Below are 12113 nucleotides of genomic sequence, written 5' to 3' on the forward strand. Positions count from 1 at the left end.
CGCTTTGATCGATGCCACCCGCCAGCCGAAATAGTCAAACGATTAGCGCCGGTGCAGGCTTCTCTTCTTTCCGTTCGCTGTAGCGGTTGGTGAGATATCCGGAAACTCCGCGCGTCAGCAGTGTGAACTTCACCAGTTCCTCCATCACGTCGACAACGCGATCATAGTACGATGAGGGTTTCATTCTGCCCGCTTCGTCAAACTGCTCGTAGGCCTTGGCCACCGACGACTGGTTCGGAATCGTTATCATACGCATCCAGCGCCCAAGCACACGCAACTGATTGATGGCATTAAACGACTGCGAGCCGCCGCTCACCTGCATGACTGCAAGGGTTTTGCCTTGCGTCGGGCGTACCGCACCAACGGACAGAGGTATCCAGTCGATCTGCGCCTTCATGATGCCGGTCATCGCACCGTGCCGTTCCGGACTGCACCAGACCTGCCCCTCCGACCATGTCGACAGTTCGCGCAATTCCCTCACCTTCGGATGATCGACGGGCGCATCGTCCGGCAGCGGCAAACCGGATGGATCGAATACGCGAGTTTCCGCCCCCATCGCTTTCAGAAGACGCTCGGCTTCTAACGTCAGAAAGCGGCTGAACGATCGCTTACGCAGCGATCCATAGAGAAGAAGGATGCGCGGGGGATGCTTCTGCTCGGCATAATCGAACGCGGCCCATCTGGGAATTTCAAACACGTCAGTCCGGATGTTCGGCAGGTTGATGTCTTCAGACAAAGCAAGTTCCATTCGAGTGGTTTCGTACAAAAGCGAGCCCTCGCACAAGGCTACGCCGACTTGTAAGTGGTGCTCGTTATCGCGTCTCGCCAGCGGCAGGCTGTACGACCTGGTCGCGCTCGTACCATTGTTTCGAACGGTTCACGATCCAGACCACTGTCAACATCACCGGCACTTCTATCAGGACGCCGACCACCGTGGCCAAGGCTGCTCCGGATTGAAACCCGAACAGACTGATGGCCGCCGCTACCGCCAGCTCAAAGAAATTGGATGCCGCGATCAGCGCCGACGGCCCAGCGACGCAGTGCTGCTCACCAGAGATACGGTTGAGGAGATAGGCAACGCCAGCGTTGAAGTAGACCTGGATCAGGATTGGCACCGCAAGTAAAGCGATGATCGTCGGCTGCGCCAGAATCTGTTCGCCCTGAAATCCGAACAGCAGGACCAGAGTAGAAAGCAGTGCGATGAGCGACAAAGGTTGAAGCCTATCGATCACCTTCTTTAAGGCGGCCTCTCCGCCGTTCGCCAGCAGGCGGCGGCGCATTACCTGCGCTACGATGACCGGGACGATGATGTAGAGCGCGACGGAGATGACGAGTGTTGCCCATGGGACGGTAATCGCAGAGAGTCCCAGCAGAAAGCCGACGATGGGCGCGAATGCGAACACCATGATGGTGTCGTTCAACGCGACCTGGCTCAATGTGAAGTGCGGCTCGCCTTTCATGAGGTTGGACCACACGAACACCATGGCGGTGCATGGCGCTGCGGCCAGAATGATGAGGCCGGCGATGTAGCTGTCGATCTGGCCGGCCGGCAGATATGGACGGAAGAGATACCCAACGAAAAACCAGGCCAATGCCGCCATCGAGAACGGCTTTACAGCCCAGTTTATGAACAGCGTGACGCCGATGCCACGCCAGTGTTCTTTGACCTTGCTCAGGGCTGCGAAGTCGATCTTGATGAGCATGGGTACGATCATCAGCCAGATCAGAGCCGCGACTGGAAGATTGACCTTGGCTATTTCGGCCGACCCGATGACCTCGAAAACTCCTGGAAACGCGTGCCCGAAGGCGACGCCGACCACGATGCAGAGTGCGACCCAAAGGGTAAGATAACGTTCGAAGGTTGACATGTGACTTTCTGCTTTAAGCGACGCGCCGGCCCGCTTGGTCGATAACAAGTTCGCCGTCTTCCTTTCGGAATTCGCCACGCTGCGTGTCAGCCAAAATGTCGAGCACAGCTTCCGACGGACGGCAAAGCTTGACGCCCAGTGGACTAACGACGATCGGCCGGTTGATGAGTATGGGATGCGCCATCATTGCATCGAGCAACTCACCATCAGTCAGTTCCGGATTATCGAGACCGAGCTCCGCGAAAGGGGTGCCCTTCTCGCGGAGTATCGCTCTGACCGAAGAATTCATCCGACTAATGAGTAGCTGCAGCAGCGCCCTGGACGGAGGCGTCTTGAGGTACTCGACGACATGTGGTTCGATGCCGGCGTTGCGGATCAGCCCGAGTACGTTGCGAGAGGTCCCGCAGGACTGATTGTGGTAGATGATGATGTCCATTTTTACCTCAGATTTCGCAGCCGCATATCGTCCTGTGGCCGCGCGTCTCCTACAGTCCGAATTCAGATTTCAGATAATTCTCGACCTGCTGCACCAAGGGCTTGGGAAGCGGCACATAATGCAGCGAGTCAGCCTGCGCTTGCCCGCTCTCCAGCGCCCATTTGAAGAAATCCAACGCGACTTTCGCGCGTGTCACATCTTTCGGTTGCTTGTGCATAATGACGAAAGACGTGGCCGTGATCGGAAACGCGTTTTCGCCTGGTGCGTCCGTCATGGTCAGGAAGAAGTTCTTCGAGCCTCCCCAGTCCGCACCTGCGGCGGCCGCCTGAAAGGTCTCAGCGTTGGGTTCCACGAACCGGCCCGCCCTGTTCTGCACGAGCCCGTACGCAAGCTTGTTCTGAACGGCGTAGGCGTACTCGACGTAGCCGATCGAATTTTTCGCCAGCGCGACGAAAGCTGCGACACCTTCGTTTCCCTTGCCGCCTGCCCCAACCGGCCATTCGACGGCCGTGCCTTCACCGACTTTCTGCTTCCATTCGGCGCTCGTCTTGGAGAGATAGTTGGCCCAATTGAAAGTCGTCCCCGATCCGTCGGAGCGGTGAACGACTGAGATCGCTGCTGCGGGTAGATTGGCGGTCGGGTTGAGCGAGCGGATCGCCGGATCGTTCCACGACTTGATCTTACCGAGGAATATGTCGGCCAAGACAGCGCCCGTGAAATGCAGGTCGCCTGCACGGACGCCGTTAATGTTCACGACGGGTACGACGCCGCCGATCACCAAAGGAAATTGTCTCAAGCCGTCCTTTGCCAGTTCATCCGGCTTCAGCGGCATGTCGGACGCGCAGAAATCCACGGTGGAGGAGCGTATTTGCTGCAAGCCGGCGCCGGATCCGATCGACTGGTAGTTGATCTTGTTGCCGGTCTTCGTTTGGTAGTCGGCCGCCCACTTCCGCAGGATCGGAAACACGAATGTCGATCCCGCTCCGGCAGTTTCGGCGGCGCCTGCAGCAGCTACGGGAAGAGTGATCGCGGTGACGAGAACGATTGCCTGACAAAACTTGTGCATTTGGCTCCCCTTGGATATATGTCTATCAGTCTCGACATATAGACGCAAGATGACACGCAAATGACAGGAAAGTCGATTTTAAAAGTTGCAATGTCATCAGTATGTCACGCAACTTGTCGATGAATACCGACATAAGCGAGAGTATCGCGAAGGGCTGACCATGGATCAGGCAAGCTTTATCGAAACGGCAATCGAGGGCTTTGGGGCGCTCGCGCAACCGACCAGGCTCCAGGCGCTGCGGCTTTTGCTTGCGGCCCATCCTGAGAGCATCGCCGCGGGAGAGATCGCCCGGCGTTGCGAGGTCCCTCACAACACCATGTCGAACCATCTCGCGATTCTCGCGCGAGCTGGCTTGATCGCCGCGGAGAAGGATGGCCGGACGGTGAACTACCGCGCCGACGTCGCCGGATTTCGGGGACTGATTGATTTTCTGGCGCGGGACTGCTGCAGCGGGAAGCCGGAATTGTGCGGCATTCTCCCGGACGCGAGCCTGGCCTTGATCGAGAAGACCGAGCCAGAGCCAGACGTCGTGGCGCCGGCATTCAACGTGCTGTTCCTCTGCACGCGCAACTCCGCGCGATCGATCATGGCTGAAGCACTTCTCGCGAAGATCGGCAAAGGACGCTTCAACGTCTATTCTGCGGGATCGGATCCGGCGGAAGCTCCGATGCAGGAGGTCCTCGATCGGTTGAGCCACCTGGGCCATGACATCGCTCATCTGCGATGCAAGTCGTGGGACGAGTTCGCAGGTTCGGAAGCGCCTCGGATGGATTTCGTCATCGCACTCTGCGACACGCCGCAAGGCCAGTCCTGTCCCGATCTCGGAAAGAAGTTCGTCACCGGTGCGTGGCCCCTTCCCGACCCGGCGCAGTTCACCGGCTCAGAGTCGGAACGGACCACGCTGTTGAACGAACTCTACGCAATGATCCGGCGTCGCATCGAAGTCTTTGTCAGCCTGCCGTTCGCAGCCCTCGACCGCATGGCGTTGAAAGCGCGGCTGGACGAGATCGGCGATACGACGCGCGTCACCCCCTAGAAGGCATTTGGATGAAAATCGGAATCAACGGAATGGGCCGGATCGGCCGGCTCGCGCTGCGGGCGGGTCTCGGCGGGTTGCATCGCCCGGAAGACGACCCTCAGCGCACGAACCGCCTTGACATCGCTCACGTCAACGAAGTGAAAGGCGGCATCGAGGCGACCGCGCATCTCCTAGAATTCGACAGCGTCCACGGCAGGTGGCGCGAGGATATCGGCGTCCACGACGGCAAGTCGATCGGTATCGCCAAGCGACGGATGGGCTTCTCCGAAGCCGCCAAGCCAGGTGATATCGACTGGGGAGGTCTCGGCTGCGACGTCGTCCTGGAGTGCACTGGAAAATTCCTCACGCCCGACCAGCTTCAGGCTTATTTCGACCGAGGGGTCAAGCGGGTCATCGTTGCCGCGCCGGTGAAGGACGATGCTGCGCTTAACGTTGTGGTGGGTGTCAACGACAAGCGCTACGATCCGGAACGTCACCGTCTCCTGACAGCGGCCTCCTGCACAACAAACTGCCTCGCACCCGTCGTGAAGGTGATCCATGAGGCGATCGGAATTCGGCACGGGCAAATCACAACGATCCACGATCCGACGAATACGAACGTCGTGGTTGACGCGCCGCATAAAGACCTTCGCCGCGCACGGTCGGCCATGCTTTCGATGCAACCGACGACAACCGGCAGCGCGACGGCGATCTCCCTCATCTATCCGGAGCTCAAGGGCAAGCTAAACGGCCACGCCGTCCGCGTTCCCGTTCTTAACGCAAGCCTCACTGATTGCGTCTTTGAAGTCGCGCGCGAGACGACGATCACAGAGGTGAACAAGCTCTTCGAAGCCGCTGAGAAAACCGTACTCGCGGGCATCCTCGGCATCGAGCACCGTCCGCTGGTGTCGGCCGACTACACGAACGATACCCGCAGTGCCATCGTTGACGCCCAGAGCACGATGGTGACGGACGGAACCCTTCTGAAAGTGTACGCGTGGTACGACAACGAAGTCGGATATTCATGCCGCATGGTTGACCTGGCCAACATCGTCGCGAGGGCCGGATTATGACTTCTACCGTCAGAAACTATTTGATCGTAACAGCATCCTATTGGGGCTTCACGCTCGTCGACGGCGCGTTGCGCATGCTGGTGCTGTTTCACTTCTTCCGCCTCGGATACACGCCCTTCACCTTGGCATTCCTGTTCCTGCTCTACGAAGCGGCTGGCATTGCGGCGAACCTCGCCGGCGGCTACTTCGCATCCAAGTACGGAATCCCCCGTATGCTCGCGGCCGGTCAGATTCTCCAGATCGCGGGGCTGATCATGCTGTCGTTTCTCGATCCACAGTGGAGCGCAGCCTTTTCCGTTGCCTGGGTCGTTGCGGCGCAAGGGGTCGCTGGCGTCGCCAAGGATCTGACCAAGACCGCTTCTAAATCTGCAATCAAAGCAACTTCTTCGGAAGGAAGCGGACAGCTCTTCCGGTGGGTCGCCTGGTTCACCGGGTCGAAGAATGCGATGAAGGGTGTAGGCTTCTTCGTGGGTGGCCTGCTTCTCGACGTCGTCGGATTTAAACCCGCACTCTGGGCGATGGCCGCCCTGCTCGGCATTATCTTCCTGGCGGGACTGTTCCTTCTGCCACGTCAGCTTGGGAAGGCGAAATCATCAAAGACGATAAAGGAGCTCTTCGGTAAGACGCGCGGCGTAAATCTGTTGGCCGCGGCTCGTATCTTCATGTTTGGTGCCCGCGACGTCTGGTTTGTCGTCGGCTTGCCCGTCTTCCTTTATGCGAATGGCTGGCGCTTCCTTGAAGTGGGCGGCTTTCTTGCCGCATGGACAATCGCCTACGGCGGCGTCCAGGCGATTGCGCCCTCATTGGTTTCACGAAGCCCAGATGGCCTGAGCCGCGAAGTACCCGCCGCGCGGATATGGGCATTGGTTTTGGCTGCCGTGCCAATTGCACTAGCGGTGGCAATGCACAGCGTTCACATTGGCCGCCCGGACCTGCTTCTGGTCGTAGGCTTGGCTCTGTTCGGCTTGCCGTTCGCTGTCAATTCATCCCTGCATTCTTATCTCATCCTTGCATATGCAGGATCCGAGAAATCGGCCGAAGACGTTGGCTTCTATTATGCCGCAAACGCTGCGGGACGGCTGCTCGGCATCACCCTGTCCGGTGTGCTCTATCAGTTCGCCGGAATCCAAGGATGCCTCGTCGGCTCCGCCGTGATGCTACTCATCTGCTGGGGCATGACCTACGCGCTGCCTCTAAAGCCGGACGCGGCGAGCGAGCGAGAAAGCGATCCGCGGCAGTTGCAGCCGCACTAAGCGAAGACGGCAATCGGCGACGACCAGCCTTTGCATTCAGATCGTTGGAGCGCTGATCGGCGCGCCTGCAGCAGCTGCAGCCGCGCGGGAACACGCTTTCGGCTTCTGGGGCACACCGTCGTCGGACTAATCGCTGGCGCATTGGGCAGGTACTTTGTTCAGACCTATGCGATGACGGTAGTGACCGGAAATGGGAGCTTGAATGAACCGAGGCCTGCTGACATTGTCCCAATACAGGGGGCAAATGGCCGACGAAAGGCAGCGCCAATTCAAGCTGATTGACGGCGGCGCAGGAGAAGTCAAACCTCCCGCCTCGCAAAAGCCCATGCCGAAATGGCAATGGGCAATTCTCTGGATCGGTAGCGTCGCGATTTGGTTTTTGCTCTTTTACTATTTCTGGCTGGCACTGCGATAATCCGTGTGGTGGCTTGAGTTCGCATTCGATCTACCCTGACGCTTTCAGTAGGGTATCTATTTCAAAACCGTCACATCCAGATTTCTGCGACGCGGTCGTCGCGTCTATTTACCTCTATCTCCAATAAGAGGTTGACTGCATGTCGAACAACGGACCACACCCGTCTGAATCAGAAAAAAGCCTTCCGCGCCTGGACAATTCACGCTTTGCACCGGCCAATCGAAGGCGGCTCAGCGCCCCTGCTCTGCGGACGTTCCTTGCCATTGCGGATCTCTGGGGACTAACGGAAGAGCAGCGTCTCCTGATTTTTGGCTATCCGTCTCGATCCAAGTACCACAAGTGGTGCAAGCAGGCGGGCGAACACGGCGCCTTCACTCTCGGTGTAGATGTACTGACACGCATTTCAGCGATACTCGGGATCCATCAGGGTCTCGGAATCCTGTTTCAAACGGAGCAGCTTGGCGTCGAGTGGTTACGAACACCGCACGACGCCATCATCTTCGGTAGGCGACCGCCCCTCGATTTGGTGACCAGCGGCTCGCAGGACGGATTGCTGACGGTGCGCCGCTTCCTCGACGCCGCACGAGGCGGTCTCTACATGCAGCCGACCATCATTGACGAGGCATTCGCGCCTTACGGCGACGCGGAAATCATCTTTCGGTGACGGACGCTTTCACCCCTTCCAATAGGCCTCACTCTTTGGAACCGAGATCGCTTATCTCAACACCCGTGGCAACCATCTTACTGAAGCGAAACTGGAGGCCGGCCCCCTCTAGCGCACTTCTTATACGCGCCGACGTCGCCGTGCGCGGAAGCGACGAACCCGATTCAGCGCGAACGACCGCCCGCTTCGACACTCCAGCCTTTGTAGCGAGAAATTGCTGGCTCCAATTTAGCCAAGCTCTTGCCGCCCTCAACTGAGCCGGAGAAATATCTGGCGGGTTAACCATACAATGGACCCATAAGTGACTCCGGTCACAGAGTGTGCTATTGTTAAGACATTGTTAAACACTGCGGTTGCGACGAGATTAAAAGACCTCGCGCCGAATTCCGTACCAACAAACTGTACGTTCGAATCCTTGCCAGGTTTTTACCGGCGGCAAAGGATTTCGTTCGCCTGTCAGTCGCAGACAGCGACAAGGTGGGGGTTGATCGCAATGTCAAGGAATCGATCTTCGGAGATAGCGGCGTAGCAGCATCATGTCGCGTTCGAAGTTTGCAGTCATGTTTCTCCAAAGATCTACAAGCTCTGTTCTCGTGGTTCGTTGAATGCATTTTGCGAAGGGGATAGCGCATGCACGCAAAGTACGAACATGTCACTGATCAGCCCGACCGCCCATCTCAACAAAGCTTTCGATCTCCCAACAACCTTCAACAATTACCTATCTCGCCCTTGCATTGGTGGCGAACTCGAAGACCGCAAGGCTTCGGCAGGCACGATGTGAAAGCCATTCGCGCGGCCCTTTTGGGAGTGGAAATCGTCAACGAGGTGGATTGGTTGCGGGCCGTTACGGGACATCCAGCAACAGCGATCGGAGTCGCAATCCGGCAACTGAGCGCATACGGAATGACCTCTCCTGTCATAGACGCCGCCGTATCCGCAGTATTGTGCTGCGCGATTGAGGGGAATCACGCCGCGCGAGTGCTGATTTCGTCCGCACTTCGTCGCCGAGAAAAGATCGATCCGTTGTGTCAGGAGCTCATCATGCTCTGGCGTGCTGCACGCTTCTGACGCGCCAACGAATCGTCGGAACTTTGCTTCCACAGATCCAAAAATGCTTGCGGCGCTCGTTACGAGCGCTGCGTGCCGATGCAACCTGGTACGGGGGAGCAGTATGCTGCTTTGGATTCTGTCCGATATACATTTGGAATCTAGCAGCGGATGGGACCTGCCCGCCCCGGACCTGCGCCCCCAGTTCGATGTCTTAATCGTCGCCGGCGACCTTATCACACGAATGGAGCGCGGCCTGGCTTGGCTGCGCGCGCGCATTACGGACCGACCCGTTATCTATGTTAGCGGCAATCACGAGGGCTACGGAGCTGATTGGAAAGTCACAATTGAAAAGGCTCGCGCCGCGGCCACCGGGAGTAACGTCCGTGTCCTTGAAAATGAGTCATGCGTGATAGCGAATGTGACATTTGCCGCGGCAACGCTCTGGACGGACTTCAACCTCTTCGGCGACCGACAGCGCGCAATGGCGTATGCCGGCGGCGTAATGAATGACTATAAACGAATAAGGAAGCGCTATTATCAATACCGCCTGCAACCGCAGGACACGCTCGCAGCCAACAGAGAAACGCGTGAATTTTTCGCGAACGTCGTCAGGACCAAAACGACGAAGAAGGTTTGCGCGATCAGCCACCATGGCCCCGCTCCAGCAACCGCGAAACTTGGTACCGAAAATGCCCTCATCAGCGCGGCTTACGTCAACGGCGAATACAAGGAGCTCATGCGCGGCATTGACACTTGGATTTATGGCCACACCCACGAGACGCGCGACTTCATGATCGGCGGAACGCGAGTGGTGACAAATGCCAAGGGCTACGGGCCGACGAGTTTCGACCCGATCTGGGAAAACCTTAATTTCGATCCGACCTTTACGATCGAAATCTAGACACCCGAGGTGGAAATATCGTCGTCACTGCAATTTCTCAATACTTGTTCCCCGTCCCCAACCAACACAGCTCTGGACCAACTAAATTACGTCCTCAAGATTTGCAGCCCTTGCATTGATCGCCACGCCGTCGAGTTCGACTCCACAGCGTTCCGTCCGACGTCGCTGACGTCTTCTCGTTATTTTACGATGCGCAATCGCTAATGCCACGCACCCGACCTATGGTGAACAGGATGCCACAAACAAGCTCTACGAAGCGCGATCTCCTCGCGCGCGCATATCTCGACATGCTGGCAGCAGAAGCCGGCACCAACAACAGCCCGCTCCTACGCAGCGGGAACCCTAACGACCCAATAGAAATGCTCATAGACGATTTGTCGTCCGCCGATCAATCGCAGGAAAGAACATCAATACGCGCAGATTTAGCGGCAGTGGCCGTTCTAGTCGCGCGTGCGATCGAAGGGGTCGAGGGGCTTACCCGCGAACTGCGGCGCAATCGACCCGTTGTGGTCTTAACCACCCATGTCGCCGAAGTAGTTTCTGTGGTGGCGAAAGTACTTCAAACCTGCTCGTTCGGCCTGGAAGCGAAAGCTGTCGACAGCGGACGATCGTCTCACACATCCTCAAGATCTTACTTTCTCTCAGAACGGGATGGAACGGCGAGTGATCACAAACCAGAACGCGGCAACGATGGGATCTCTCACGCCCTGCATGCTAGAATACCGATCGTTGGCGTCGCGCCCGATCCTCGACGCCATCTTCCGCGAGACCTACTTCGCGCGGCCGAATACCATTTGTCTTTGGGGCAGCTCGACGAATCCGCAATCGCTCTCGTAATTGAAGCCGTGACAGGCACGCATCCGACGGCAGGAATAGCAGATCAAATCGTTCGGGCCGCGGATATCTCGGACCTCGTTTTAGCCATTCGAGCCGGTCGGAGCGCTAACGATTGCGTAGCGCGGCTTGAACAAGTCGTCGCAACGAAGGGAACCTTCGATCACCGCGGTCCCGCTCTTGAAGAATTAGCCGGCTACGGAGCAGCTCGGGAATGGGGCCTAAATCTCGTGGCCGATTTGCGCGACTACCGTGCGGGCCGCCTCGGCTGGGACTGCATCGAAAAGGGATTGCTACTTGTCGGGCCACCAGGAGTCGGCAAGACACAGTTCGCTAAAGCCGTAGCGAAGTCAGCAAACATTCCACTTGTGTCCACCTCGGTCGCGGACTGGAATGCGGCAGCCTTTCTCTCGGGTACTTTGGCCGCGATAAAATCGTGCTTCGCGCAGGCGCGCAAACTGGCTCCCTGCATTATCTTCATCGACGAGCTCGATGGTATCAGCGATCGTGCGACCTTAACATCCGAGTATCGCGAGTACTGGACGCAGATTGTGAATCTTCTATTAGAGCAACTCGCCGGAGTGGAGGATCGACCTGGCGTGGTTGTTATTGGTGCGACCAACCATGTCGACCACATCGACGCAGCGATACGGCGAGCAGGTCGGCTTGATCGAACAATCGAAATCGAGTTGCCTGACGCTGACACTCTCGCACAGATATTCCGCTATCATCTCGGGGAGATTCTGATCGACGTCGATTTAATGCCGGCGGCCTTGGCCGCATCCGGAAAGACCGGTGCTGACGTCGAGGCGTGGGTGCGGCGCGCCAAGAGCCATGCGCGTCGCGAAAAGAGCGAACTTTCGCTCGACGGTCTTTTGTATGAAATCAGGTCCGGCCGGGAAAGCTTGCCGAAAAATTTAAGACGAGCTTGCGCGGTTCACGAGGCAGGACACCTGGTCGTTGGCGTCGCTCTAGATGTCTTCGCACCGCAGGCGCTAACAGTTTTAGATCATGGCGGCGCGACGCGCGTTGAACTTTCGCGGGCCAATTCGCAAACCAAGGCCGGAATCGAGAATTTCATTGCAGCGCTGCTAGGCGGTCGTGCATCTGAGGAGGTTTTATTAGGCCAATCAACGGCCGGAGCCGGCGTTGGAGAACATAGCGATTTTTCGCGGGCCACAAACGCAGCAATTGATCTTGAATTGCGCTTCGGCTTTGGAGCGATCGGTGTCGCTCAATTTTCGCAGCGTGCCACCGAGATGCTGCTGCACGATCCGTCGATCGTCGGTTTGATTAAGCAGCGCCTAGATCGCTGTCATTCACTTGCGCGAGATATCATCGCGATGAACCGGATCGCGGTGGAGGCCGTAGCGCGTCGTTTGGAGGAAACTGGGTACCTAGACCGAACCACGATTGGCGAACTGCTCAAGCAATACCCCGTTTCGGCGCACGATGATCCAACGGCATTGTCCCAAAAGACCGAGCTCGCCCATTAAAGGCGCGCTCAGTCAGAGCAAAATCTAATCCTTGAGAAA

At 57.5% G+C, this 12113-nt stretch carries 13 protein-coding genes; 8 read left to right on the top strand and 5 right to left on the bottom strand.

Annotation, left to right across the window (positions count from 1 at the left end; translation table 11 throughout):
* Positions 1-34: 34 nt before the first annotated feature.
* From arsH to pstS, 4 genes are all read right to left on the bottom strand, one after another.
* Positions 35-748 (bottom strand): arsenical resistance protein ArsH, encoded by a 714-nt coding sequence (gene arsH, locus BN32_RS06450; RefSeq protein WP_019197313.1) that lies wholly within the window; start codon positions 746-748, stop codon positions 35-37.
* A gap of 64 nt (positions 749-812) precedes the next feature.
* Positions 813-1868 carry an ACR3 family arsenite efflux transporter gene (gene arsB, locus BN32_RS06455; protein WP_019197314.1) on the bottom strand — a complete coding sequence of 352 codons (1056 nt, stop codon included), beginning with the start codon at positions 1866-1868 and terminating at the stop codon, positions 813-815.
* A gap of 13 nt (positions 1869-1881) precedes the next feature.
* Positions 1882-2304 (bottom strand): arsenate reductase (glutaredoxin), encoded by a 423-nt coding sequence (arsC, locus tag BN32_RS06460; protein ID WP_019197315.1) that lies wholly within the window; start codon positions 2302-2304, stop codon positions 1882-1884.
* Positions 2305-2353: 49 nt separating this feature from the next.
* The gene (gene pstS, locus BN32_RS06465) at positions 2354-3370 is read right to left on the bottom strand and encodes a phosphate ABC transporter substrate-binding protein PstS (protein WP_019197316.1); all 1017 of its coding nucleotides are present in this window, start codon (positions 3368-3370) and stop codon (positions 2354-2356) included.
* Between the two features lie 160 nt (positions 3371-3530).
* Between pstS and BN32_RS06470 the strand changes: the two genes are divergently transcribed.
* The 5 genes from BN32_RS06470 (at position 3531) to BN32_RS06485 (ending at position 7793) form a co-directional block, all read left to right on the top strand.
* Positions 3531-4406, top strand: coding sequence for a metalloregulator ArsR/SmtB family transcription factor (locus BN32_RS06470; RefSeq protein ID WP_019197317.1), 876 nt, complete (start codon positions 3531-3533; stop codon positions 4404-4406).
* Between the two features lie 11 nt (positions 4407-4417).
* The gene (locus BN32_RS06475; RefSeq protein WP_019197318.1) at positions 4418-5461 is read left to right on the top strand and encodes an ArsJ-associated glyceraldehyde-3-phosphate dehydrogenase; all 1044 of its coding nucleotides are present in this window, start codon (positions 4418-4420) and stop codon (positions 5459-5461) included.
* The gene (gene arsJ, locus BN32_RS06480; RefSeq protein WP_019197319.1) at positions 5458-6714 is read left to right on the top strand and encodes an organoarsenical effux MFS transporter ArsJ; all 1257 of its coding nucleotides are present in this window, start codon (positions 5458-5460) and stop codon (positions 6712-6714) included. The genes BN32_RS06475 and arsJ overlap by 4 nt, the downstream gene beginning before the upstream one ends.
* A gap of 202 nt (positions 6715-6916) precedes the next feature.
* Positions 6917-7129, top strand: a complete 213-nt coding sequence (locus BN32_RS26715) for a hypothetical protein (RefSeq protein WP_152343848.1) — start codon at positions 6917-6919, stop codon at positions 7127-7129.
* Positions 7130-7268: 139 nt separating this feature from the next.
* The gene (locus BN32_RS06485) at positions 7269-7793 is read left to right on the top strand and encodes an MbcA/ParS/Xre antitoxin family protein (protein ID WP_019197321.1); all 525 of its coding nucleotides are present in this window, start codon (positions 7269-7271) and stop codon (positions 7791-7793) included.
* Between the two features lie 28 nt (positions 7794-7821).
* On the opposite strand, the gene BN32_RS26000 is transcribed toward BN32_RS06485, so the two are convergent.
* Complete coding sequence (locus BN32_RS26000) at positions 7822-8079, bottom strand: helix-turn-helix domain-containing protein (RefSeq protein ID WP_082773557.1); 258 nt, start codon at positions 8077-8079, stop codon at positions 7822-7824.
* A 344-nt stretch (positions 8080-8423) separates the two neighbouring features.
* Here BN32_RS26000 and BN32_RS26720 point away from each other — a divergent pair, with 344 nt between their 5' ends.
* From BN32_RS26720 to BN32_RS06495, 3 genes are all read left to right on the top strand, one after another.
* The gene (locus BN32_RS26720) at positions 8424-8861 is read left to right on the top strand and encodes a hypothetical protein (protein ID WP_152343849.1); all 438 of its coding nucleotides are present in this window, start codon (positions 8424-8426) and stop codon (positions 8859-8861) included.
* Positions 8862-8964: 103 nt separating this feature from the next.
* Positions 8965-9744, top strand: a complete 780-nt coding sequence (locus tag BN32_RS06490) for a metallophosphoesterase (protein WP_019197322.1) — start codon at positions 8965-8967, stop codon at positions 9742-9744.
* Between the two features lie 287 nt (positions 9745-10031).
* Positions 10032-12074, top strand: coding sequence for an AAA family ATPase (locus BN32_RS06495; RefSeq protein ID WP_244438100.1), 2043 nt, complete (start codon positions 10032-10034; stop codon positions 12072-12074).
* Positions 12075-12113: the final 39 nt, after the last annotated feature.

The sequence above is a fragment of the Afipia birgiae 34632 genome (genome assembly GCF_000308295.2).
Taxonomy (GTDB): domain Bacteria; phylum Pseudomonadota; class Alphaproteobacteria; order Rhizobiales; family Xanthobacteraceae; genus Afipia; species Afipia birgiae.